Genomic DNA, 23,874 nt, shown 5'->3' with positions numbered 1-23,874 from the left:
TTTTCCCGCAGGAGTCTCGTACCTTCCGTTCCAATCAACTTTGTGTTTTAAAAGAAAAAACTGTTGGCTCGTCTTATTCCGAACCCATTTAAGACTAGTTTATCCTTCATGTTTTTTTCCTGTACTCCTTAATGGATGGAAGAAATGTGCGACACTCCTGCCGAATAACTGGCTGGCCGAGACCCCACAGACGCTTGCGTCGAGGAGGCTTGGCAGACAGTCGGCGGAAAGGGAGCGGGTTTCTGAAATCAACTGGAGTTTTTAAAAGAAAAAACTGCTGGCTCGTCTTATTCCGAATCCTAATTAAGTTTATCCTTCATGTTTTTTTTTCTGTACTCCTTAATGGATGGAAAAATTTGCGACACTCTGCCGAATAACTGGCTGGCCGAGACCCCATAGGCGTTTGCTTTGATGTGGCTTGGGAGGCAGTCGGCGGAAAGGGAGCGGGTTCTGAAATCAACTGGTATTTTTTTGTCTACAGTCTGAAATACTTAAGTATTTTCACCAATCAGGACGACTTTTACACCTTTACGTTTTTTTACATCATCTTAACGTTGACCGACATGGCACTAAGTTAAAATGAAAATGGGTAACGAATAAGAATGGGGGGATTGGCATGAAGGTTGAATTGCATTGTCATACGAACGTTTCAGATGGTTCCAGTTCTTTTGAAGAATTATTGGAGGTTGCAAAAAGGGAGAGCATTGGCCATTTAGCGATTACGAATCACGATACAACAATGAGATTGCAAGAGATGGTGGAACGGGGTAAGGAAATAGGAATTGAAATCATCCCTGGTATCGAAGTTTCCGGTTATGACTTTGCAAGAGGAAGGCGTGTACATATTTTGGGCTATTTTGTTGAGCCTGGTCATAAGGCCCTTGAGGATTTATGTAATCCACTGATTGAAAAGAGGAATGCAGCCTCTGAAAAAATGGTGGAACGGCTGATTCATGCAGGATATCGAATAACTTGGGATCAGGTATCTAAATTCAGGGGAGGAACCGGTGTTTATAAACAGCATATTATGCTGGCACTTCGGGAGTCGGGGTATACGGATTCTATCTATGGAGATTTGTATAGGAAAATCTTCAGCCGCGGCCTAAATGGGGAAGAGCCGGGCATTGCCTTTATTCCTATGGAGTATGTGGATGCCATACTGGCTGTGAAGGCGATTCGTGCTGCCGGAGGCGTCCCGGTCCTTGCTCATCCTGGACAATACGGGAGCTTCGAAATTATCCCTGATCTTGTAAAAGCAGGGCTTGAAGGGATTGAAGTTCTTCACCCGCATCATGGTCATGCAGAAGAGGAAAGAGCGATTTCATATGCAGATCAATATAATCTCATTAAAACAGGAGGTTCCGATTTTCATGGGGATTATGGGGAAAAGCCGATTCGGCTTGGCAGTATGAGCCCTGGAACGGAATGTGTGAATGCTTTGAAATTAAGGAAAAAAAGCATGGCCATTAATGATGTGGTATTGAAAAATATCGATCTATGAAACCAGGAATTTTGCTGTGAGAGCGGCATGCTTACATGCTGGATTAGGAATTTGAAAGAATGAACATGCAGGGGATTGTATGGAAAAAGATCGATAAAATAAGTGCTTCCTTTCGTTCTGGTAATTGACCAGGACTTTTTTTTTTACAAGAAAATCATGATAGCTTCATATTTTCTCATTACACTGACAGTAACAAGGAAATTATATGTAAAGGGGGATTTTTGTTGGCGGAAAAAAACTTTTTAGTGGATCATTTGATATCTGAAATTAAGAGTGGGACCTTTCAATTGGATAAAAAGTTACCTTCAGAGCATATACTCGCCGATCAATTTAATGTACCAAGAATGGTTGTCAGGAAAGCATATGAGCAGCTTCAAGATTTAGGCTTTATCTATTCGAAGCAAGGTAAGGGAAGTTATGTCCAGGAAACCAAGAAACAAATTCCGTTAATTCTATCCGGAGATGTCAGTTTCACCGAGAAAATGAAGGAATTCCAGTTTTCCTTTCAAACGAGTACTATTTTTTGCGAAGAAATTTCTTATGATCAGAAGATTTTTCGAAGCCTTGAGGTGGAAAGTGATGATAAGGTCTTTAAAATTGGCAGGCTTAGGTTAATGGACGATTTCCCGATTGCTCTCCATACATCTTTTGTAGCAAAATCAACATTTCCTGAAATAGAAAAGGACGGTCCGGATATAACCTCCATGTTTCAATATTATCGGCAGCGTGGCTTTGTAGAGTTCGGATCCAGCAGGAGCAAACTGAATGTGATTTTTCCCACTCTTTTCGAACGGGATATTTTGCAGTGTTCAAGTTTGATTCCACTTTTGGAAGTGGAATCATTATGCCGGGATAAGCGGAGTAATCAAGTCCTTGAGCACACGGTCATAATCTATCGGAGCGATTGTTTCACATATGTTATATAAAAACTTCCATTCCAGATATCGATCGAATTCACTAGTAAATGCCTTGAATTCACGAGTAAAAGTACGAAACTCACGAGTAAATGCCCCGAATTCACGAGTAAAGGTACGGAACTCACGAGTAAATGCTCCGAATTCACGATTAAAGCACGAAATTTGAATAGTGCAGGCCCGGCTTTAACAAATTTCATACAAAGATTTACTCTTTCTTAACGTACGTTCACTTGGCAACAAGATACATTGAAGATGTTAGCTTGAAACTAAAACATTGGAGGCCAATGGAATGAGAAGAAGGGAAAGAACCGAGATTTTGATTCAAGGCTCTGAGGACATTGCGAAGGAATTTGCCAAGGAAATAGCCATGAAATATAAAGTTACCGTCATTCAAAAGCCAGAGAGTGCCCTTGTGTTGCTAAAGACAAGGGAAACGGCAAAAAAGAGCTTGTTTTATCTAGGGGAAATGCTGGTGACAGAATGCACCGTCCAAATCCAGGATTCAATCGGGATTGGTATCGTTAAGGGACAGCGGGAAGAACTGGCACATAGTTTAGCGATCATTGATGCCGCTTATGAGGCTGATCTTGGCGAAACAAGGTCATGGTCACATGTTTTAGAAAATGAGAAGAAGATTATACAGAAAAATCTTCAAGAGTTTAATCGATCGATCTTAAGAACCAAGGTTAACTTCGAAACAATGGATGTTCAATAAGAGGGGGGAAAGCAATGAATTTGGATGTAGTTCATGATATACAAACTGTTTATAGAAAGCTTGTAACGGCGACTTCAAGACCTGGAACTTTAGTGGTTTTGGATAGGGAGGCCAGGACGTTGGATGTTCAAATGGAATGCTTATCTTCGACCATCCTGCTTGCACGAACGGTACTCGACCCTGAAGTGTCATTTAAGGTCATTTCAAAGGCGGAGGAGGCCGTGTCAAGAATGATCAATCAGCTTACTTATTCAAAGCCTGTTGATTTGCCGGAAGCGGATTTTATCTTTATTTTACATGATGCCTCCGAGGAGCAAATGAAGGAAGCCTTGAATAAAGCAAAGGTAGGAAATCTTTTGAACCCTCATGAATCGGCGATGATCATTCTAGAAGTACCGGATGTTACGAAAGGGGACTCAATGATCCTTTCAGGACCGGGAATTCAAGACGAATCATTCTTAAGTCTCCCGAATGTCTCCGCCTGGCTGGCTGCAAGGAACGAAAAAAACATGGAATTCCCGTTAGGAATCGATATGTATTTTGTTGATCAACAAGATCGTTTAATAGCTTTGCCGAGAACGACTCAAATTAGAGAAAATGGGGGTGGGATTTTATGGGATATGTTGCAGTAAAGGGCGGAACAAAGGCGATTGAGGAATCCATCAAACGCTTAAAGTATGAACGGGTCAAAAAAGGGACGGCCATAGAACTGCATAAGATAGAAGCCGGGATGAGAGGATTGATTGATCAGGTTATGTCAGAAAGCAGTTTGTATGATCAATCACTGGCTGCACTTGCCATTAAACAGGCTGAAGGCAATCCGGAAGAAGCTGTTTTCCTCTTGAGAGCCTATCGATCCACTTTGCCGCGAAAACATGTTTCACGGGTGATCAGTTCTGAAAATATGAAAGTCGAACGGCGGATTTCAGCTAGTTTTAAGGATGTGCCTGGCGGACAGATTTTAGGTGCCACGACCGATTATACACATCGGTTACTAGATTCGGAGCTGGAAAATGAATCGGATATAAGCATTCAAGATTGGTTACGGGCTTTTCAAGAGGAAGATCATTCAACAGAAAATCAAAATGATAGTGCTGATTTAAACTCCCTGCCTAAAGTTTTGGACTACTTAAGAAGAGAAGGCTTATTAGCAAGCTGTGAGAACAATGATTTGCAGCCTGGGGATGTGACAAGGAAAAGTCTGGAGTTTCCTTCAATGCGGAGTGAACGCCTGCAAATTTTAACAAGGGGCCAAACCGGCGCAGTTACATCGCTTGCTTATGCAGTCATCCGTGGATATGGTGCACTGCACCCGACAGTAGGGGAGCTGCGTGTAGGCCAGCTGCCCGTCCATCTCGATCACCCGCTGCTGGACGAAGGGCAAGAGGAAGATAGCTATTATATTGGGGACTTCACAGCAACTGAGGCAGAGATGCTCATTCCGCTTACGGTAGAAAAAGAACAAGGCAAAAAAGAAATAGAGTTTGAAGTCGGCTATGGCATGTGCATGGGACAAAATGAAACGAAAGCAATCGCTATGGGCATCTTGGATAATTGCTTGGAAAAACCCAACAAGGAGTTTCCAAGTCACAACGAGGAATTCGTTCTTTATCATATAGATTCAGTTGAATCGACGGGTTTCATCTCCCATTTGAAGATGCCTCATTACGTTACGTTCCAATCCAAGCTTGATAGCATTCGGAAGTCAAAAGATAAGACCACAGAGCAGGAGGTTGGATTGCATGAATAAGACTTATAATTTTGCATTCTTTGATGAAGGGTCGAAACGGGAAATTAGAAGGGCAACACTGAAGGCGATTGCCATTCCCGGTTATCAAGTCCCATTCGCTTCAAGGGAAATGCCGATTGGACGAGGTTGGGGCACAGGCGGCCTGCAGTTGACATTGTCATTGATCGGAAAGGATGACGTCCTTAAGGTGATCGACCAAGGCTCGGATGAATCCGTTAATGCCGTTAACATAAAAAAACTCGTGTCTGATACCACTGGGGTGAGGACAACGGATTGTACAAAAGAAGCCTCTTTAATCCAGTCAAGACACAGGGTGCCGGAAGTGCCGCTGCATCGGGACCAGATATTAATTCTTCAAGTTCCGTTACCGGAACCTTTAAGGAATTTCGAGCCGAGCGAACATGAAACGAAAAAGCTGCATGCTGAGAGAGAGTATAGCGGAGCATGGCTTATGTTATTTGAACAAATTATGAAGTACGGAATAATGGCGACGGATGCAGACCATCCGGTGATGGTTCACGACAGGTATGTCATGGCACCAAGCCCGATACCAAGATTTGATAATGCCAAACTGGACGGTAATGAAGCACTCATTTTGTTAGGTGCAGGCAGGGAGAAAAAGGTATATGCAGTACCCCCATATACAAATGTATCATCTTTGGCATTTGATGATTATGAATTTGAAATCGAGTCCTTTGCAAATCATTCTTGCATTCTCTGCGGTTCCAATGATGTGTTTTTGGATGAACTTGTTGATGAGGAATCAGGGGAAACGTATTTCCAATGCAATGATACAAGCAATTGCCTTGAAATGGTCAATCAAAAACAATCATTGGGAGTGAATTAAATGTCTGTGCTTGAGGTTCCCGTATTATCAGTTAAACAAATGAGCAAACAGTATGGTAACGGATGTTCGGCATGCAAACATATGAAATCAGGAAAAGTGACGAAAAACTATTGTCACGAATGCGGGACGGTTTATGCCTGCAGAGATCTGACATTCGATTTGTATCACGGTGAAGTTCTTGGAATTGTAGGGGAAAGCGGCAGCGGCAAATCCACTTTAATGAAAAGTTTGTATTTTGATGAAGAAGTGACCGATGGAGAACTGTATGTAGCTGGCTTTGAGGAAGGAAAAAAGAATGTTTTCATGGAGTCTGCCCAGAAGAAAAGATACGTTCGAAACCACCTGATGGGGAAGGTTTATCAAAACCCGATTCTAGGGTTGAAAATGGATTTTTCCTCGATCGGCAATATTGCCGAAAAGTTGATATCAGCCGGGAACAGACATGTTGGCAGCATGGAATCAAGAGGCGCCGAACTCCTTGAAGCAGTCAATATTCCGATTCATCGAATGACAGAAGAACCAAGGAATTTCTCAGGGGGAATGCAGCAAAGGGTCCAGATAGCCAAAGCATTGTCCAACAATCCTCCCATACTGCTTTTGGATGAAGTCACCACGGGTTTAGATTTATCAGTTCAAGCAAGTGTATTGGATTTAATTAAAGGCCTCCAAAGAGATTTGAATATTAGCATGGTATTGGTATCCCATGATTTGGGTGTAATCCGAATGCTTGCAGACCGTACTCTCGTTATGCTGGAGGGTAAAATAATCGAGCGAGGTTTAACAGATCAAATACTCGAAGATCCACAGCATCCTTATACCCAGCAATTAGTACACTCGCTGCTGTAAAAGAAACTAAACCGAAAATGGGGGAAGAGACATTGTTGCTGATTAAAAATGGAAAAATAATAACGGAAGACTCGATCCTGATGGACCATGATCTCTTAATTAAGGATGATAGAATTTGCCGGATTGCACCTGTGGGAGAAATCGAGAGAAGTCCTGGGATGGAAGTGCTGGACGCTATGGGCGGATATGTTTCACCAGGTTTCATTGATCTCCATTCAGATTATATTGAACATATGACTGCGCCGCGCCCGACTTCTTTAATGAATTTTAATTTGAGCTTAAGAGAAACGGAAAAGGAATTGATTACGCATGGGATTACGACCATGTTTCACTCTCTATCGCTCTATAAATCCACTGAATACGCATATAAGCCCATTCGGGAGCCGGAGAATGTAAGAAAGCTTATTGATTTGATCGATCAAACACATAGGATGAAGCACCTAGTGCGTCACCGGTTTCATGCACGTTATGAAATCGATAATTTGGATGATATCGATAGTCTAAGAGAATATGTTTTGGAAAAGAAAGTGCATCTGGTCTCATTCATGGACCACACTCCAGGACAAGGACAGTATCGGCATCTAGAGATTTATCGAAACACTTTAAGAGGGTATAACGATTATAGTGATGAAGCCATTGATGTCATGATCCGGACTCATCAAGTGAAAGAAAAGCTGACGATTGAAAGAATGAAGGAGATCGCACTGCTGGCAAGAGAAAACAATATTGCCGTTGCCTCACATGATGATGATTCAATAGAGAAGCTTGAATTGGTTCACAGCTTTGGAACGAGTATAAGTGAATTTCCAATCACGCTTGAGATTGCCCGTAAGGCCCATGATATGGGGATGTATACTATAGCCGGTGCACCAAATGTGCTTTTGGGAGGTTCTCACAGCGGGAACTTAAGTGCCTCTGAAGCCATTCAGGATGGAAGCATAGACATATTATGCAGTGATTATTACCCTTCAGCCCTTCTCCATTCAATGTTTGAATTAGTCGAAAACCATGGGATGGATCTTGTCGATATGTTCAAGCTGGTTACGATTAATCCCGCAAAGGCAGTCAAGATGGAGGGCGAAATTGGATCGATTCGTGAAGGGAAAAAGGCTGACATACTTATTATTGAAAAAATTTCTGGTGATTTCCCTGTAATAACAACTGTGATTGTAGATGGGAAATTGATTCAAAAAACGAATTACAGGATATAAATTCTAGAAAGCGGGTGGCAAAGTGGAGAACATATTGGAGATCAATGATTTATCCAAGTCTTTTATTTTACATAATCAACGCAAGAATATCCATGCGGTCAGCAATATTACGATCACCGTGAAAAAAGGCGAATTCATTGGCATTATAGGCAAGAGCGGCAGCGGAAAATCAACGATCCTAAAATCGATTTATGGTACTTATCGGGTTCAAGAAGGAGACATCTGGTATGACTCTTCCCGCTTTGGTGCGATTAATCTAGCAAAAGCAACAGAAAGGGAAATGATTTACCTCCGTAAGCATGAGATAGGCTTTGTATCCCAATTTTTAAATGTCATGCCAAGAACGACAGCAAGGCAGCTCGTTACTGGGGCCATCCTTGAAATGGGACAAACAAGGGAAATGGCCAATATCGAAACAGAAAAAATCCTCGGCCACTTTGAAATAGGAAAAGAGCTATGGGACAGTTACCCTGCTACTTTTTCAGGAGGAGAGAAGCTAAGGTTAAATATTGCAAGAGCAATGGTGAAAAGGCCGCGGCTCCTCCTGTTGGATGAACCGACAGCAAGTTTGGATCACGATTCTAAAGTGAAGGTGAAAACCCTGCTGGAACAGCTAATGAATGAAGGAACGACAATGCTGGGCATTTTTCATGACTTGGAGTTCATGAATCGGTTAGTAACTAGAGAATATAGCATGCAGAATGGCTGTTTTACTCAAGCTATTCAAAAAATTTAACGATGAATTCACATAAACTTTACTGAATATTCAGCCCCCTTAACGGCAGGTTAGTATTGTACCGGTATGGTTATATGTGAAGTGGCTGTAATGAGAAATGATCTTTTAATTGGAGGGGAGATTTAACGTGAAAAAATCGATGATGTCCATATTGATGTTAGTTATTTTACTGGTGTTCACAGGCTGTTCTTCTAGTAGTTCAACAGGTGCAAATGAAGATGATACATTGACCGTAGCATGGCTGCCAAATGAATCCGGGGAAGATTTAGGGGAAGCCCGCGATGAAATCGGGAAGATCTTGGAAGATGCCACAGGAAAGAAAGTCGAGCATAAGACAACTACGGATTATAACATTGCAATCGAGGCCATTGCTAATGGAAACGCAGATTTAGCATTCCTGGGTGCACAAGGATATATTGAAGCAAACAACAAAAACGATAGTGTTCAACCCCTGGTTGTTCCAAGCGGTGAATCAGGTACGTTGGATGATGCAGTCTATAATAGCTGGCTGGCTGTCCAAAATGCAGATGACTATAAAATGAACGGCGAATACAAAATAGACGGTATCCAAGGGAAAAAGTTCTCTTTCGTATCAAATAGCTCTACATCCGGCTTCAAAGTTCCTTCCACGGGAATCGTTGATTATTTTTCACAGCAAGATAAATTCAAGGAATTAAAGGCCGAGGATTTATTGGAAGGCGGGAAGGATAAATTCTTCAGTGAAGTGCTTTATGGCGGTTCACACCAAGGTTCGGCTGTAAATCTTTTGACAGGGAAAGCGGAAGTGGCAGCTTTTTGTGATACATGTGTCAATAATTATGTGGAGCTGGCTGATGGGGAAGAGAATAAAGCAGGTGCTGTGTATAAGGTAAAGAAGGATGCAGCTGAACCCTTCAACACAGTTGTGGGTAAGACATTCTCACTCATTTCAGTGACTCCAGTTTTGAATGCACCTTTCGTTGTTAACACCGAATTAGTCAGTGAGGAAACACGTGAAAAAATTCTTGAAACGTTGATGTCTGATGAAATAGCCACTAACGAAAAAGTTTTTGTACCGGAAGATTCTAAGTTATCAGGTCTATTTAAACGGGTGAGCGGAAAAGAAAGATTGGTAGAAGTCGAGGATGACTGGTTCAATCCAATTCGGGAATTATCTAAATAAAGGCAGTAATTTGTAGGGGGATCATACATGAAAACATTATTGGAAGTGAAAAATGTCTCAAAACATTTTGGAAATGGTACAAAGGCGTTATCCAATATTGACTTCACTGTGAAAGAAGGAGAGTTCGTTTCGATCATAGGGCCATCCGGAGCAGGGAAATCAACTCTCCTTCGATGCATCAACAGGATGATCGATGCTTCTAGCGGAGAAATCATTTTTGATAATGATCATGTATACAAGGTGAATAAAAGGGAGTTAAAGAAAGTACGCAGGAAAATAGGGATGGTTTTTCAACATTACAATCTTGTAAATAGATTAAGTGTGATTGAAAATACCCTGCATGGGCGATTAGGCTATAAATCTACATTGGCTGGAATCCTTGGGCTTTATAGTGAAGAGGAGAAACTTCAGGCTGCTAAATTGCTCCAAATTCTCGGTCTTGAAGATCTAATCTATAAAAGGTCCGATCAGTTGAGCGGAGGACAGAAGCAACGGGTTGGCATTGCACGGGCGCTTATCCAAAATCCTAAATTGCTATTATGCGATGAACCGATTGCCTCTCTTGATCCGAATTCTTCCAAAGTGATCATGGACCATTTAAGGGATATCTGCACTTCCATGGGAATCACGGTAGTAGTCAACCTGCATCAAGTCGATGTTGCCCTTAAGTATTCGGATCGAATCATCGGTGTGAATAGCGGCAAGGTTGTTTTCAATGGCACAACTCAAAATATAACTTCAAATGATATCCATCAGATCTATGGATCAGATGAAGGAAAGTTGATTTTTGATTTGGGAGGTTCCCATGCCGGCTGATGTTTTTGCAAAAAAGAGAAGAAATTCACTACTATTGTTTTTGCTTATTGGGGCTGCGACGGCAATTTCCATCATCATTACAGAATTCAGCATCGCAAAAGGGGTTACTTCGGTTCCTAAGGCCATACAATGGTCGTTATCGAATTTCTATCCAACAAAGGATTCCCTTGCCAAACTCCCAGACATTTTGGTAAAGCTGAAAGAAACACTTTTGATATCCGTTGCTGCAACCACATTAGCGGGAATATTGGCCTTTGTATTTGCGATATTGGGTTCCAATACGACAAGGGTGAATGCATTTTTCGGAGGTTTTAGCCGTGGGATAGCCGTTTTATTTAGAAATATTGATGTCTCAATATGGGCATTGGTTCTGCTATTCTCATTTGGACAAAGTTCCTTGACTGGTTATTTTGCCTTGTTTTTCGGATCTTTCGGTTTTTTAACAAGAGCTTTTATTGAAACGATTGATGAAGTGAGTTCAAGCTCTGTAGAAGCTTTGCAGACAACCGGCGCAAGTTATCTAACCGTCATTTCGCAGTCTGTTATTCCTTCGACCATTCCGCAAATGATCAGCTGGGTACTTTTTATGATTGAAACGAATATCAGGAATGCAACATTGGTCGGGCTGCTTACAGGATCGGGCATTGGTTTTACGTTTAATCTGTACTATAAAAACTTGAGTTATGACATTGCCAGCCTTGTCGTCATTACGATCATCATTTCGATATTATCTATTGAATTGATCTCAAATTATGTGAGGAGGGTGATTTTATAATGCAGGCAGAAGGTCCAATCAAACCATTTCCTGCTCCTACTGGCCAGGATTTAGATAAAATGCTACTTGAACGATTATCGAAAAAGCCCTTCTCGAAATCTTCAATCGCGATTAGGTTGAGTATGCTGGTACTGGCAGTTTTGACCATATACGCTTTTGCCAGTTTTGATTATAAGGATGTTAAACTGTGGGACGCGCTGTCATTGACCGCCGACAATTTGAAGACCATGTTTTTTGAACCGCATCTGAAGCACTTTACCTTTTCACAAGCGCTTTATCAGGTGTCGATTACATTAGGTTTAGCCTTCTTGACAACAATATTTGGTGCGATCATTGCCCTGATGTTGGGGCTTTTAGCGGCTGGAAATATCTCGTCCAAGCCATTATCGATTATCATAAAGGGATCGGTTGCCCTGATTAGAGCCGTTCCTACCGTGTTATGGGTCCTCATTTTTGCAGTCGCAGCAGGGCTGGGCAGTGTAGCGGCCGTTATAGGGATGACGTTTCACTCCATAAGTTACCTTGTGAAGGCCTACTCGGAATCCTTCGAGGAAATTGATAAAGGAGCTATAGAGGCCCTGCAAGCAAGCGGAGCGAATTGGTGGCAGATCGTGTTCCAAGTCATCATTCCATCTTCGATCACTTATATCATTTCGTGGACCTTCATGCGCTTTGAAATCAATTTTGCAGTGGCGGTCGCAATGGGCGCAGCGGCAGGAGCAGGAGGAATCGGCTTCGATATGTTCATGGCAAGTGGATTTTACTTTGACTTGAGTGAAATTGGAGCAATCACTTATTTTATCCTGATCATCGCAATCTGTCTTGAAATCTTCGCAACACAAATCAAAAGGAAACTAAAAGTATCATCTTGATACTAGAATGCTGGTTAGGGAAATAGGGGCTCTGCCAATCTATCAACTTGGTGCAGCCCCCGACAGTCACGATCGTTTCATAGCATGCATGAAAAAAGACCACAAAATGACGTGGTCTCTTTGTTTTGTTTGAAAAGTCTCCGGCTGATTATCTAATTTGTCATGAAAGGCTTATATAAGGGCGGTCTTTATTTCTTGAATCTGTTTGATATGCCTTTGTTCATGTAAGGATAATAACTCAATCCATTGATCCAATGAGAGGTCCCCGAACAGGGGATGCTTGGCTTTCTTTCTATTTAACAGGATATCTGAATCCATATCATAAAGAACCTGTAATAATCGATCCCTTGATTCTGCCAGCAAATCCATGAGGCTCGATAATTGAAATGGGGCTGAAGAGGGTGAAATGGCCTCAGGGGATGAGAATTTCCTTGTTCTATCAGTAACGAAGTAAATGTTTTTTTGAATGATATTATTAAAATCCCTTTCCCGAATGCCATTTGCTATAACTTCGGTAAAAACCTGCTCCGTAAGATATAAATGATGGCAAATTTGGGCGATGTTCCATACTTCAGGCACAGGCTTATGGTGGAGCGTTTTTTCATCCAACCCCGTAATTTCCTCAATTAACTGTTTTCTTGATTCAAATAGCAAATCATACTCGATATAATTCATGAGAACTCCCCTTTTGTGACACTTCATATGAAAGCATCACTGAATTTTTTGATCTAGGAAAAAACAAAGGGATATCTGATTGCATAAAGAATGCATAAAAACTACGGAAAATACACCTGATTTAAAGTGGATTCATGATGATTGAAGGAGTGTGACACTATGTTTTGAAGCATGGTTTCTATTTAATGAAGAGTGTAAAAAGATATCTCTTATAGTACAACGATAAGAGATGTTTCATTGGTATTCGTAATTTTGAGGAAGAAATGCAGAGCTGAAGTCAGTTCTGTATTTCCAGGGACTACATTTTTTCTGGAGCTTTGATACCCTATCATGCCTATGCAAAAAAGTTGAGTTTATGCCTACTTAGAATGTTGCGCCTAGGACCTCCGCTAATGAACCGAAAAATGAAGCTGGCATTCAAAGGGAAAAGAATCTAAAGAAGCTGGACATTGGAATTTATTATATCTGAATTATAGCACAGTTAATATTTTCCTAGAAATGATTATATGAAAAGAGACGGAAGTTTTCCACATCGACTTTTTATACTATCTAGAGAAAAGTTGCTAACGCAATGGGAAGCTTATAAACTGAAGGTAGAAAAAATCAACTAGGTGGTGAATGCAATGGCTAAAACAATAGTTGAAAAACTGAATTTACATAAATATGAACGGGTGGCAGTCCTGAATCAGCCAGCCGGGGCGGATTATTTAGCAGAGCTGCCGGATTACGATACAAAGCTTAATGAAAGTGCCTATGATCTTATATTTGCCTTTGTATTGGATATGGATTCTTTAAAGAGAATCGTGGATAAGGTGATTGAGAAAAATCATTTAAGTAAAAACGGCTATATTTTTTTGGCGTACCCCAAGAAGGGGAATAAAGAATATGCTACATATATTCATCGTGATGATCTGATGCAGGGCCTTGGTGCGGATGATGAAGGCTATGTTGGCTCGAGTGACCTGAAGTTTGCGCGTATGGTTGGGTTGGATGATGTCTTTACGGTAGTCGGACTGAAAGAAGACTCAAACAATAGAAACCGTCCATCTACCAAAGCAAGCCAATCAGTAGATGATTATATCGGCATGATTTCTGAAATTGAGAAAGATTTGCAGGACTCCCCTGATTTGCTTGCGTTCTATCAATCACTTACGCCAGGGTATCGCAAGGATTGGGCCCGTTACGTGTATAGTGCAAAACAAGAGGCGACACAAGTGAAACGGCGCCAGGAAATGAAAACGATTTTAGGAGAAGGTTACAAGAGCAGGGATCTATATCGAAGGAATAAATGAGGGTGGGGAATGTCTTCCATTCTCTTTTTTTTTCTGTTCTGTTCACCCTATCAAAAGCATATACTAGACCGAATCCAAACTTAAATCGTAATAATTATGATTTGTGAGGTGGTTAAATATGCTTTTGAAACGCTACACGGGAAATTTGCTGTTATTGATTCTGCTGTTTTTGCTGCTGGCATTCTTTTTTCTAGGCGATGTGTTCATTCCCAAAGCGATTGATTTCTCCGACTACCCGATGCTTCACTCTGTGTTCGTCGTGTTTTTGGGATTGTTTTTAGAATCGATTCCTTTCCTGTTCCTCGGGGCCATTGCTTCATCATTCATCCAGTTGTTCATCAGTGAAGAAATCATTCAGCGGATGATACCCAAAAGACCCCTGACGGCCATTTTTGCCGCGATAGCGGCTGCGCTGATCATTCCGGTTTGCGAATGTGCAATCATCCCGGTCGTCCGGAGATTGATTCAAAAGGGTGTCCCGGTCCATGCAGGTGTGGTCTTGCTCGTAACAGCCCCAATATTGAATGTCATCGTGTTTGGCTCAACTTATTATGCGTTCCAAAATAATCCGTCCATTCTATATGGAAGAATCATCCTTTGTGTCCTGACGGCCATAATCGCAGGTTTATTCATTCATATATTCAGCACAAAAGATGTGGTGAAAGAGGACAAGGTGGAACTGGTACAAGGGCATGAACATGATATTCAGTCCAGTAAATGGACAAGCTTCATTGATCATACTTCGCAGGAGTTTTTTATGGTCGGCAGATACTTTATCATCGGGGCCTTGTTTGCCAGTCTATTTCAGGTGTTCATGGATCGGTCCGTAATGGCCGATATTGGTCAGGCGCCAATAAAAGGCACGGCGTTGATGATGGGAATTGCGTTTGTGCTTTCACTCTGTTCATCAGCTGATGCATTCGTAGCGGCCTCCTTTTCCCATAGTTTTCTGCCAGGCTCCATACTGGGATTCCTTGTATTTGGTCCCATGCTGGATCTGAAAAATGTTTTGATCATGATGTCCTGTTTTAAACGGAGCTTCGTCGTCACGTATGTCCTGCTTATTTTCGCAGTCGTCTTCAGCCTATGCCTGATTGCAGGCGGATTGATCAGTAAGGGGGGCTTCTGATGAAACGTTTTTTTATCCAAAGACTTGAAGGGTTGCTGCTGCTGGGATTGGGCCTCATGATCTTTAAATTGTATGTTTCAGGATATTTAACGAAATTGATTGCACCAAAGATGGTCCCATATGCATTGGCGGCACTTTTTGCTTTTTTAGTGATCAGCCTTCTCCGAATGAAAAAACAAAAACAGGGTGAACAACATTGTGATTGCGGATCGAATGGGGAGTCTTCCTCCTCCGCACTGGTCCTGAAATATAGTTTGTTCTTCCTTCCGATTCTGCTGGGCTTCATCCTGACCGACTTTACATTAAGCGGGGAAGTGCTGGCGAAAAGGGGGATGGCGAAGCAGCAGGCACAGATGGTAAGTTCATATGATTCAGGGAAACATGCGAATGGGGAGAAAATCTCCGTAAACGATGATAATTATTTTGAAGTACTGGATGATTTACTGAACAACCTCGATACGATCGAGGGGAAGGAAATAGAGATTTCGGGATTCATATACCGTGAGGATACATTTACGAAAAAACAAATGGCCATCTCCCGCCTCTCCATGTCCTGCTGTGTGGTCGATGCGACGTTATACGGATATATGGTCAACGGGAATGTGGAAGGAATGAAGACGAATGATTGGTATACGATTACAGGGACATTAAAAAAAGGAAGCTATAAAGGGGAACCCGTACCGGTGATCGATTTAAAAGATTCGAAGAAAATAAAGGCACCGGAAGAAGCTTATTTATATGAAAATGTACAAATCATTCAGTAGGATTGGAAAACCCGGCAAAAGAATATTTTGCCGGGTTTCGGTGCCGAAAGGGGGATATTATTTAGCGGAACCCGGAAACGGACGTAAAATCGTGCGCTGCAGTCGAAAAAATCGGGAAACGGCGGCATTTGTTCGGGAGCACGTAACATAGTATAATGGCCTTACCATGGATAAGAGTGTAAGGGGGGATAATCTTGTCTTCAAGTAATCGAAACAATCAAATTGGACCGCCGCGGTTTGCCATTGCCGTTCACTCTTTGGTTTGGCTCGCACAAAGCGAAAAGCTCCTGACAAGTTCGGCAATCGCCTTAAAGGTGAAGTCACACGCCACTTTTTTAAGAAGGGTGATGGCACAGCTTGCAGCTGCGGGGATCGTCGAAACAAAGGAAGGACGGGAAGGCGGTTATAGTTTGAAGGTGCCTGCCTCTCAGCTTACTTTGGCGGATGTGTATCAAGCGGTACGGCCGGAATGTCTTGTTTGTATGGAAACGAGCGAATGCGGAGAGGTTGGGAAACAGCTGGATACGGCTTTGGAGGAAATCATGAACGAAGCCGAAAAGGAAACATTGCGCCTGCTAAAGGGCTATACATTGGAGGAATTCATGAAAAAAGTCGACTTCACCAATTTTGAAAATGAGTGTCTGGGCTAATATCCTTGCAAGAGGATACCCAGGATTATATAATGTGCTTAATGCGATTGCATTTAAAATGAGGAGGTATTTACATGAAGGTGGAAATTTGGTCGGATTATCAATGTCCGTTCTGTTATATAGGTAAGCGTCGATTCGAAGAGGCTTTAATGCAGTTTGAAAATAAAGATCAGGTAGAGGTCTCATTTCGCAGTTTTGAGTTGAACCCAGAGGCTGAGCGGGATATCAATATGACTCAAAATGAAATGCTGGCCAAGAAATACGGCATGTCTCAAGCGCAGGTGGAAGCGAACAGCCAAAACCTGACTCAACAGGCTAAAGAATTGGGACTCGATTATCATTTGGACAAAGTGGTCTTAACGAATTCGTTCGATGCCCACCGCTTGATGCACTTTGCTGAATCAAAAGGTAAAGAGAAAGAAATGAATGAACGACTATTTAAAGCTTACTTTACGGAAGGCAAACATATTGGCGATCATGCTACATTGGCAAGTTTGGCTGAAGAGGTTGGCCTTGAAAAGTCCGAGACGGAGTCCATGTTGGCAGGAACGGCATTCACGGCAGAGGTTAGGGGAAATGAGCAAGAAGGAAGCCTGCTTGGAATTACAGGTGTCCCATTCTTCGTCATTAATCGCAAATATGGAATCTCCGGCGCCCAGCCAACGGAAGCATTCCTCGATACGCTAAAAAAAGTATGGGCTGAGGAAAATCCGCTTACGATCGTGAATGATCCAGCAACAGGCGACGCTTGTACGGACGGTTCTTGTAACGTAAAGGAAAAATAGAAGATATGAAGAAGGAGACCCGAAACTGGGGTCTCCTTCTTTTTACTTAAAAAGGAAATGTCATGTATGGCAATGAATATAGTGTACAGGATGGCTTTTCCAAAAAAAGTCCGAAATGAAAGGGAGTTAAAAGATGTATATAATGATTGGAATACTAGTCTTCGTGATTGCATGTGCAGTAATTGCCAAACTAATTTCCTATAAATATTGGACATGTATTCATACAGCATTCGGGAATGAAAATTATTATAAGGTGGTTGCGAAATTGGAAAGGGAAGGGATACCATTCAAAACGAAGACTCCTATGAATTTAGGCACTGAAAACTTTCAGAATCGCCATGAAACCACTCAATATGATGTTTTTGTAAAAAAAGAACAGGAGCATATTGCCCAAAGGGCGATAAATAAGAATTAACAAAAGGTTAAATCGTGAAAATCGCTGTCCTGATGGCAGCTTTTTTGTATTGACTGAAAAGATAAGATAGGGAATTGAAGCAGGCCATGTTTTGCTTTTTTGGAAACTTACGAGTATTTACTCGAAACTCACGAGTAAAAGCCCGAAACTCACGAGTATTTGTTCCAAACTCATGAGTAAAAGCCCAAAACTCACGAGTATTTGCTCCAAACTCATGAGGGCGGGACTTATGAAAAGCAAAATGCAGCTAATTCATCTTTCCACTGAATTTATATAAGATAAAAGAAAGAAAAAGCGTTGTTTTTGATATGGAATCCGTTTTTTATAGTTTCAAAGACTGAAAATTTGTATAATGGGTGAGATGGATTTAATTGAATGTACATATAGGAGGGGCATGGATGAGTAAGCTTGATGGCAGGACCGTTGCTTTATTGGGGGCGCGGAAGACGGAAGAACTTAGTAAAATCGTTCAAAATCTTGGGGGAGTCCCGCTTGTTCGCCCGGCACAGGGGACCGTTTTCCTTGATGATTCCCATTTGGAAGAGGATGTCACCCGGTTGATGGCAGGGGAGTTCGATTGGATCATTCTCACGACGGGAGTGGGGACGGAATTATTATATAAAACGGCAGTGAAGATGGAAGCGGGAGATCGTTTCATAGAGGCTTTGCAGTCTATGAAAATTGCAGCTAGGGGCTATAAAACGGTTAATATGCTGAAAAAGCTTGGCCTGCAGCCATTAATCCGTGATGATGATGGCAGTACGGCAGGGCTTGTTCGCAATCTGGAAGGCCATCTGCCTGGAGGTGTAAAGGTCGCTTTGCAGCTTCACGGCGATCCGGCGCCTCTTTTGATGAATTGGCTGGATGAACAAAAAGTGGAACATAAAGAAATCCTGCCATATGAACATATAGCGCCTGAAAAAGAAACGATGCAGCAGCTGATCCAAGAAATCCTTGAAGGCAAAATCGATTCGGTTGTGTTCACGAGTGCACCCCAGCCGCGAAATTTAATGAGATTTGTCCGTGAACAAGGCGTGGAGGATAAGATAGTCGGCCTGTTTGCATCAGATGTAATTGCTCTTGCGGTCGGAAAGGTAACGGCGCAGGTGGTGATCGATGAAGGGATTGAGCGGGTTATATATCCTGAAGATCAACGGATGGGCAGTGCGATGGTGGAGCTGGTGAAATATTATCAGGGAATGGCAAGCAGATAGGGGTGAGTGCGGCATGACCAAGGGCAAGGTTTATTTTGTTGGTGCAGGTCCGGGTGATGAAGGCCTGATTACCGTAAAAGGCCAAAAAGCGATTGAAAAAGCGGATGTCATTTTATATGATAGGTTGCTAAATCCCAAACTGTTGGAGGCTGCTGCCTTCGATTGTGAATTGATATATTGTGGCAAGACACCTTATGCTACTGGCATCAGCCAAGGGGAAATCAATGAGCTGCTTGTTTCCAAAGCACTGGAAGGGCATCGGGTCGTCCGTTTGAAAGGCGGTGATCCTGCCGTTTTTGGAAGAGTCGGGGAGGAAGCGGAATCGTTGAAAGATGAGGGAATCCCATTCGAAGTCATTCCGGGGGTTACGTCCAGCATTGCTGCATCCATGTACGCAGGAGTCCCCGTCACACACCGGGATTACGGACGTTCCTTTGCGATGGTGACGGGCCATGACCAAACGAAGAAGGATATAGATTGGAATGGGCTTGTGAGTATAGATACGGTTGCCTTTTATATGGGTGTGGCCAACCTTCCGTCTATCCGCGAAAATTTGATCAATCATGGAAAGCCGGGGAATACACCGGCACTCGTCATTCAATGGGGCACTTATGGAAGACAGGAAAGTGTCGAGGGGACCTTGGATGATATCGTCGAACGGGTAAGTGGAAGGTCGCTTGGCAATCCTGCAATCACCTTGGTCGGGGATATCATTTCACTAAGGGGAAAACTGCAATGGTTCGAAAAGAAGCCGCTTTATGGACAACGGTTTTTAGTGGCCCGGACGGGGACGGCAAAGAGTGCCTTGGCGGAAGCCCTGTATGAACTTGGCGGCGAAGTCATCGAGTTTCCTAAATGGAATGCGGCAAAAGTGAAAATAGAAGAAAGTCAGCTGCTCGCTTTTCTTTCGTATGATCGAATTCTCTTCACCTCGCCTGAAAGTGTCCATGGATTCTTGGATTCACTCACTGAACATGCTATTGATTTCCGTCGGATTTCTTCAAAACTATATGTGTTATCAAGGAAATCGAAAAAGGCTTTACAGCAACGGGGTCTGACGGCCGAGCTCAAATCCGGGATGCCGGATACCGGAACATTGTTAGTTGTTGGGGATCGAAATAGAGATCTTAGAGATCCGGCACATGGGGACGGAGACTATATTCAATCAATCGCTAAATTTGTCGATGAAAGATTCCTTGAAATCTTTCCGAGAATGCTGGATGGGAAAGCTGTAGGAACAGTACTATTTTCGAATCGGCATTCAGTCGATATGCTGATGCAATATGGGAACAAGGCAGACGTGGATGTTGAAGCGCTGCTAAAACAAGCCTCCATCGGGGTGATCGGGGAAAGTACCGGCAATAGACTTCAAGACTATGGATTTACATCTGATATGATGCCGAAAGAACCGTCTGTCGAACAATTGGTGGATTTGATTGTGAATAGGAATGTTTGTTAGGCTCTGCTAAAAACAGAGTCTATTTCCTTTGGAGGGCGTCGTTATTCACCTTCTATTAATATTGTTGGCGTTCAGTGTTGGGGCCAATCGTGTTATCATTTAATTACGGGACATCACGGAGTACGAAAAGCCCTCACTTACTGCTTTTATTGGCCGGAATTCATTCAAGGACAGGAGGTGACTTCATGTTTAATATTGGTGATATTTTATGGCAATTATTCTACCTTGCCCTACTTGTTCTGTTATTCTTTATGGTTGTGAAGGCGGTCCGTTTCTTTATAAAGCATATGACAAAAATGAATAACCTGGAAAATAAAAGAGATGAATTACATGAACGATTGAAAAAGAAGGATGAATGAAGGCGAGGCAGGGGAGCGTTAAACGTATTTGGACGAATTCACCAAATGGACACTCAACTTTGAGGAGTAAGGAATAAAAGTCTTTTATTCCTTCACAGATTGGGTATTATATATACGTGACTTTTCCAGGGAGGCGAAGTAAATGAAACGGACATGGGAATACGTATTAAGTATCATAGGTGTGAGTATCGCCGCGATTTTTTTAATCGTGACGATCATATCGGCCGTCTATCTCAACAGTATCGATTTGAAAGAAATGGTGGACAACTCATTAATGACAGATTCTCAGGAGTTTTCCTCATCTGAGATAGATATGTCAGTCAAATTTTTCATGGGCTTATTATGGGCTGGGATCATATCGCTGTTCATTGCCTTGGCAGGCGGTTTGATCGCTATCTTTCTATTAAAGGGCGGCAAGGCGAAGGGAGCCGGAATCTTATTGATCATTACGGGCATTCTGACGATTTTTCATGTTTGGCCGCTTATCTTCTTCATCATACCGGGTATCATGTGCCTTGTAAGGAAGCCGAAGGAAACGGTGGAAGTGATCGAATGATCCGGCATCATACATAGTTTTGTGATTTGAAAACAAAGGAGCTTTCCCGATAATGCGGGTAAGCTCCTTTTATGCTGTAAGGATATTTAAGGGGGAAATACCTTATTATACCTGCAATCACCAGTCTATCATGTTACTATTATTATAGATTTAAATATAAATAGACTGGAGTTCGATCGATGAAGATACCTTTAATGAAGATTGGGGCACTGACCTGTTTAACACTCGGTTTGTACAATGGACAGGCTTTTGCGGAGTCTGGAATAACCAATGCGTGTTCATCATTCGGTGAGATTCAACCCAATGAAAATCCTTCCCATAAGCAGATTAACTGCTTACTGACGAATGCGGCAATAGAGGCTGAAATCCCCCCTGAAGTGGTAAAAGCGGTGGCTACGCAGGAAAACGGGGATTGGAGGCAATTTAATGAGGATGGTAAACCGATTATATCCGACGATGGCGGCATCGGTCTAATGCAGCTTACCAATAAAAGTGGGTATGACCAGAAAAAGCTGGGAAATGATATAGTCTACAATATCGGGGCAGGCGTCGAGGTCCTGAGTGGCATGTATTCAAGAAGGGATTTGCCCAAGATCAAAGGTGCAGGACGCAGGGTCATCGAAAATTGGTATTTCCCTGTAATGGCATACAATGGGACAAAACCGGTGAACAGTCCACTTTACCAGGAAAACGGACAAAGAAATGCAAATGCCTACCAAGAGGAAGTTTTTGCTGAGATAGAAGGACAAAGTTATTTAACTGTTACAAAACTGGCAAAATATCCATTCAAAACATCGGACTTTCAATATGATCGGAATAGCACTGAAAATATCATCTTTAAAAATCTTGAATACACACTGACAGATCAAACGCATGATTCAGTTTATTGGTTCAGGGCAGGAGACAAAGTGGTGACATCTTCAAGCGCGAATATCAGGAAAGAAATAAACAATACCGAAGGTGCAGTACGTGTGCCGCCAAATACAAGCTTGATCATCACTGGGAATTTTGACTATCACGAATCTAAGGGAAATAAATTTGTCTTTTACCCCGTACAAACGGCAGACAAAAGTATTAAGGGGTATGTTTCATCAGCTTACATCTCCAATCGGCCATCGATTGTCAAGGATACGAATAAGCCTGTGATTTCAGGGACTGCCGGTAAATCGATTCCATTCAACTCAACTTTCAATCCTAAAACCGGCGTAAAGGCGAAGGATGATAAAGATGGTGACCTAACGAATGTCATCCGAGTTGAAGGTAAGGTCGATACCAAGAAAGTGGGCACCTATAATTTGACTTATACGGTAGCTGACAAAGCTGGGAATGTTTCCAAGGTCACAAGGAAAATAACCGTTTATGATCAAGTCAAGCCTGTGATATCAGGTGCCGGGAACAAAACCATCAAACTTAATTCTTCATTCAATCCAAAAACAAACGTGAGTGCGAAGGATAATGCCGATGGAAATTTGACTAGTAAAATCAAAGTGACGGGTACAGTCAATACGAAGAAAAAGGGGACCTATACATTGAAGTATACGGTCACAGATTCATCGAAAAATGCGGCGACGGTCACAAGAAAGATCACGATAGATGGCACCAAGCCAGTCATCTCGGGAACCAATAGTAAAACCGTTGGCTATTATTCGACATTCAGCCCTAAATCGGGCGTATCTGCGAAAGATAACCTGGATGGCAACATGACAAGTAAAATAAAGGTGACAGGTACGGTGAATACAAAGAAAAAAGGTACGTATACATTAAAGTATACAACCACTGATTCATCGAAAAATACGGCGACAGTCACAAGAAAGATCACGGTAGACAGCACAAAGCCGGTCATTTCCGGTGCCAAGAGCAAAACCATTGCCTATAACTCGACATTCAATCCTAAATCAGGTGTATCCGCAAAAGATAATCTTGATGGAAGCTTAACAAGTAAGATCAAAATAACAGGGACTGTGAATACGAAGAAAAAAGGCACCTATACACTGACTTACACAGTTACGGATAAATCGAAGAACAAGGCGGAAGTAAAAAGGAAAATCACCGTTAAATAGAAGGCCAAAAAGGATTCCCTGAATAGGGGAACCCCTTTTGAAATTCCTTTGAATTTTCACCTAAAGTTAAGAGATTGGGACTCTACGAGCCCACTATGTTAGGCCATTTTTGGACCTTCCATGTCCAATTGGCAATCTTCTTTAAATTAATGGTAGCCTCCATTTACCAAATGGTTCGGTGGCACCAATTGATCTAAAGTAATCATTTCAAGTGATCTCGCTGAATAGAAACATGTTTAGAAGCATCCTCATCACCTCAAGTTTGAATACTTCTATTTTAAAACAAAAATGGTCTAGGCAAAAGTGTTCTATCTAAAATTAAAACAAAGTTGATTGGAACGGAAGGTACGAGACTCCTGCGGGAAAAG

At 42.2% G+C, this 23,874-nt stretch carries 25 protein-coding genes; 24 read left to right on the top strand and 1 reads right to left on the bottom strand.

Annotated features, from left to right (window positions below; all coding sequences use genetic code 11):
* The first annotated feature begins 616 nt into the window (after positions 1-616).
* From ADA55_RS15640 to ADA55_RS15580, 13 genes are all read left to right on the top strand, one after another.
* Positions 617-1,501, top strand: a complete 885-nt coding sequence (locus ADA55_RS15640) for a PHP domain-containing protein (protein ID WP_048685606.1) — start codon at positions 617-619, stop codon at positions 1,499-1,501.
* Positions 1,502-1,725: 224 nt separating this feature from the next.
* The gene (locus tag ADA55_RS15635) at positions 1,726-2,427 is read left to right on the top strand and encodes a GntR family transcriptional regulator (protein WP_048685604.1); all 702 of its coding nucleotides are present in this window, start codon (positions 1,726-1,728) and stop codon (positions 2,425-2,427) included.
* A gap of 280 nt (positions 2,428-2,707) precedes the next feature.
* On the top strand, positions 2,708-3,133 hold the full coding sequence (gene phnG / locus ADA55_RS15630) for a phosphonate C-P lyase system protein PhnG (protein WP_048685602.1): 426 nt from the start codon (positions 2,708-2,710) through the stop codon (positions 3,131-3,133).
* A 14-nt stretch (positions 3,134-3,147) separates the two neighbouring features.
* Complete coding sequence (gene phnH, locus ADA55_RS15625) at positions 3,148-3,765, top strand: phosphonate C-P lyase system protein PhnH (protein ID WP_048685600.1); 618 nt, start codon at positions 3,148-3,150, stop codon at positions 3,763-3,765.
* Entirely contained in the window at positions 3,747-4,883 is a 1,137-nt protein-coding gene (locus ADA55_RS15620) for a carbon-phosphorus lyase complex subunit PhnI (RefSeq protein WP_048685599.1), read from the top strand. Before phnH ends, ADA55_RS15620 begins: the two co-directional genes overlap by 19 nt.
* Positions 4,876-5,730, top strand: a complete 855-nt coding sequence (locus tag ADA55_RS15615) for an alpha-D-ribose 1-methylphosphonate 5-phosphate C-P-lyase PhnJ (protein ID WP_048685597.1) — start codon at positions 4,876-4,878, stop codon at positions 5,728-5,730. The genes ADA55_RS15620 and ADA55_RS15615 overlap by 8 nt, the downstream gene beginning before the upstream one ends.
* A complete protein-coding gene (locus tag ADA55_RS15610) occupies positions 5,731-6,576 on the top strand; it encodes an ATP-binding cassette domain-containing protein (protein ID WP_048685596.1) in 846 nt (281 codons plus the stop codon).
* A 32-nt stretch (positions 6,577-6,608) separates the two neighbouring features.
* The gene (gene phnM, locus ADA55_RS15605) at positions 6,609-7,787 is read left to right on the top strand and encodes a phosphonate metabolism protein PhnM (RefSeq protein WP_048685594.1); all 1,179 of its coding nucleotides are present in this window, start codon (positions 6,609-6,611) and stop codon (positions 7,785-7,787) included.
* Between the two features lie 22 nt (positions 7,788-7,809).
* Positions 7,810-8,523: a phosphonate C-P lyase system protein PhnL gene (locus ADA55_RS15600; protein ID WP_048685591.1), complete on the top strand. Its 714-nt coding sequence runs from the start codon at positions 7,810-7,812 to the stop codon at positions 8,521-8,523.
* A gap of 127 nt (positions 8,524-8,650) precedes the next feature.
* Complete coding sequence (phnD, locus tag ADA55_RS15595) at positions 8,651-9,685, top strand: phosphate/phosphite/phosphonate ABC transporter substrate-binding protein (protein ID WP_048685588.1); 1,035 nt, start codon at positions 8,651-8,653, stop codon at positions 9,683-9,685.
* Between the two features lie 27 nt (positions 9,686-9,712).
* Complete coding sequence (phnC, locus tag ADA55_RS15590; protein WP_048685586.1) at positions 9,713-10,501, top strand: phosphonate ABC transporter ATP-binding protein; 789 nt, start codon at positions 9,713-9,715, stop codon at positions 10,499-10,501.
* Positions 10,491-11,276 carry a PhnE/PtxC family ABC transporter permease gene (locus ADA55_RS15585; RefSeq protein WP_048685583.1) on the top strand — a complete coding sequence of 262 codons (786 nt, stop codon included), beginning with the start codon at positions 10,491-10,493 and terminating at the stop codon, positions 11,274-11,276. The genes phnC and ADA55_RS15585 overlap by 11 nt, the downstream gene beginning before the upstream one ends.
* 59 nt (positions 11,277-11,335) lie before the next feature.
* Positions 11,336-12,148: a PhnE/PtxC family ABC transporter permease gene (locus ADA55_RS15580; RefSeq protein WP_095393523.1), complete on the top strand. Its 813-nt coding sequence runs from the start codon at positions 11,336-11,338 to the stop codon at positions 12,146-12,148.
* Positions 12,149-12,319: 171 nt separating this feature from the next.
* Here the strand turns inward: ADA55_RS15580 and ADA55_RS15575 are convergent, their stop codons facing one another.
* The gene (locus ADA55_RS15575; RefSeq protein WP_048685577.1) at positions 12,320-12,823 is read right to left on the bottom strand and encodes a DinB family protein; all 504 of its coding nucleotides are present in this window, start codon (positions 12,821-12,823) and stop codon (positions 12,320-12,322) included.
* Positions 12,824-13,446: 623 nt separating this feature from the next.
* On the opposite strand from ADA55_RS15575, the gene ADA55_RS15570 reads away from it, so the two are divergent.
* The 11 genes from ADA55_RS15570 to ADA55_RS27985 all read left to right on the top strand — a co-directional run bounded on the left by ADA55_RS15570 (position 13,447) and on the right by ADA55_RS27985 (position 23,506).
* Complete coding sequence (locus tag ADA55_RS15570) at positions 13,447-14,115, top strand: YdeI/OmpD-associated family protein (protein ID WP_048685575.1); 669 nt, start codon at positions 13,447-13,449, stop codon at positions 14,113-14,115.
* Positions 14,116-14,233: 118 nt separating this feature from the next.
* On the top strand, positions 14,234-15,244 hold the full coding sequence (locus ADA55_RS15565) for a permease (RefSeq protein WP_048685573.1): 1,011 nt from the start codon (positions 14,234-14,236) through the stop codon (positions 15,242-15,244).
* On the top strand, positions 15,244-16,008 hold the full coding sequence (locus ADA55_RS15560; RefSeq protein WP_048685571.1) for a TIGR03943 family putative permease subunit: 765 nt from the start codon (positions 15,244-15,246) through the stop codon (positions 16,006-16,008). The genes ADA55_RS15565 and ADA55_RS15560 overlap by 1 nt, the downstream gene beginning before the upstream one ends.
* 194 nt (positions 16,009-16,202) lie before the next feature.
* Positions 16,203-16,658 (top strand): RrF2 family transcriptional regulator, encoded by a 456-nt coding sequence (locus ADA55_RS15555; protein WP_048685569.1) that lies wholly within the window; start codon positions 16,203-16,205, stop codon positions 16,656-16,658.
* 74 nt (positions 16,659-16,732) lie between these two features.
* Positions 16,733-17,443: a DsbA family oxidoreductase gene (locus ADA55_RS15550; protein ID WP_048685567.1), complete on the top strand. Its 711-nt coding sequence runs from the start codon at positions 16,733-16,735 to the stop codon at positions 17,441-17,443.
* A gap of 133 nt (positions 17,444-17,576) precedes the next feature.
* The gene (locus ADA55_RS15545; RefSeq protein WP_048685565.1) at positions 17,577-17,858 is read left to right on the top strand and encodes a hypothetical protein; all 282 of its coding nucleotides are present in this window, start codon (positions 17,577-17,579) and stop codon (positions 17,856-17,858) included.
* Between the two features lie 398 nt (positions 17,859-18,256).
* Positions 18,257-19,072 (top strand): uroporphyrinogen-III synthase, encoded by an 816-nt coding sequence (locus ADA55_RS15540; protein WP_048685564.1) that lies wholly within the window; start codon positions 18,257-18,259, stop codon positions 19,070-19,072.
* Between the two features lie 13 nt (positions 19,073-19,085).
* The gene (gene cobA, locus ADA55_RS15535) at positions 19,086-20,531 is read left to right on the top strand and encodes a uroporphyrinogen-III C-methyltransferase (RefSeq protein WP_048685560.1); all 1,446 of its coding nucleotides are present in this window, start codon (positions 19,086-19,088) and stop codon (positions 20,529-20,531) included.
* A gap of 185 nt (positions 20,532-20,716) precedes the next feature.
* On the top strand, positions 20,717-20,890 hold the full coding sequence (locus ADA55_RS29430; protein ID WP_153246136.1) for a hypothetical protein: 174 nt from the start codon (positions 20,717-20,719) through the stop codon (positions 20,888-20,890).
* A gap of 142 nt (positions 20,891-21,032) precedes the next feature.
* Entirely contained in the window at positions 21,033-21,446 is a 414-nt protein-coding gene (locus ADA55_RS15530; RefSeq protein ID WP_048685557.1) for a DUF4064 domain-containing protein, read from the top strand.
* A 179-nt stretch (positions 21,447-21,625) separates the two neighbouring features.
* A complete protein-coding gene (locus ADA55_RS27985) occupies positions 21,626-23,506 on the top strand; it encodes an immunoglobulin-like domain-containing protein (protein WP_065421164.1) in 1,881 nt (626 codons plus the stop codon).
* The last annotated feature ends 368 nt before the right edge of the window (positions 23,507-23,874 follow it).

This window comes from Bacillus sp. 220_BSPC, from assembly GCF_001054655.1.
Classification (GTDB): domain Bacteria; phylum Bacillota; class Bacilli; order Bacillales; family DSM-1321; genus Peribacillus; species Peribacillus frigoritolerans.
Note: the sequence above shows the minus strand (reverse complement) of the source record. Positions and strands in the feature narration are given on the sequence as shown.

Bases quoted from the DNA above. Each gene is read 5' to 3' on its own strand.
- ADA55_RS15530 (WP_048685557.1), top strand. From the start codon at position 21,033: ATGAAACGGACATGGGAATACGTATTAAGTATCATAGGTGTGAGTATC.
- phnG (WP_048685602.1), top strand. From the start codon at position 2,708: ATGAGAAGAAGGGAAAGAACCGAGATTTTGATTCAAGGCTCTGAGGAC.
- phnH (WP_048685600.1), top strand. From the start codon at position 3,148: ATGAATTTGGATGTAGTTCATGATATACAAACTGTTTATAGAAAGCTT.
- ADA55_RS15580 (WP_095393523.1), top strand. From the start codon at position 11,336: ATGCTACTTGAACGATTATCGAAAAAGCCCTTCTCGAAATCTTCAATC.
- cobA (WP_048685560.1), top strand. From the start codon at position 19,086: ATGACCAAGGGCAAGGTTTATTTTGTTGGTGCAGGTCCGGGTGATGAA.
- ADA55_RS15615 (WP_048685597.1), top strand. From the start codon at position 4,876: ATGAATAAGACTTATAATTTTGCATTCTTTGATGAAGGGTCGAAACGG.
- ADA55_RS15610 (WP_048685596.1), top strand. From the start codon at position 5,731: ATGTCTGTGCTTGAGGTTCCCGTATTATCAGTTAAACAAATGAGCAAA.
- ADA55_RS15640 (WP_048685606.1), top strand. From the start codon at position 617: ATGAAGGTTGAATTGCATTGTCATACGAACGTTTCAGATGGTTCCAGT.
- ADA55_RS15545 (WP_048685565.1), top strand. From the start codon at position 17,577: ATGTATATAATGATTGGAATACTAGTCTTCGTGATTGCATGTGCAGTA.
- ADA55_RS29430 (WP_153246136.1), top strand. From the start codon at position 20,717: ATGTTTAATATTGGTGATATTTTATGGCAATTATTCTACCTTGCCCTA.
- ADA55_RS27985 (WP_065421164.1), top strand. From the start codon at position 21,626: ATGAAGATACCTTTAATGAAGATTGGGGCACTGACCTGTTTAACACTC.
- ADA55_RS15540 (WP_048685564.1), top strand. From the start codon at position 18,257: ATGAGTAAGCTTGATGGCAGGACCGTTGCTTTATTGGGGGCGCGGAAG.
- phnC (WP_048685586.1), top strand. From the start codon at position 9,713: ATGAAAACATTATTGGAAGTGAAAAATGTCTCAAAACATTTTGGAAAT.
- ADA55_RS15565 (WP_048685573.1), top strand. From the start codon at position 14,234: ATGCTTTTGAAACGCTACACGGGAAATTTGCTGTTATTGATTCTGCTG.
- ADA55_RS15570 (WP_048685575.1), top strand. From the start codon at position 13,447: ATGGCTAAAACAATAGTTGAAAAACTGAATTTACATAAATATGAACGG.
- ADA55_RS15550 (WP_048685567.1), top strand. From the start codon at position 16,733: ATGAAGGTGGAAATTTGGTCGGATTATCAATGTCCGTTCTGTTATATA.
- ADA55_RS15620 (WP_048685599.1), top strand. From the start codon at position 3,747: ATGGGATATGTTGCAGTAAAGGGCGGAACAAAGGCGATTGAGGAATCC.
- ADA55_RS15585 (WP_048685583.1), top strand. From the start codon at position 10,491: ATGCCGGCTGATGTTTTTGCAAAAAAGAGAAGAAATTCACTACTATTG.
- ADA55_RS15575 (WP_048685577.1), bottom strand. From the start codon at position 12,823: ATGAATTATATCGAGTATGATTTGCTATTTGAATCAAGAAAACAGTTA.
- ADA55_RS15560 (WP_048685571.1), top strand. From the start codon at position 15,244: ATGAAACGTTTTTTTATCCAAAGACTTGAAGGGTTGCTGCTGCTGGGA.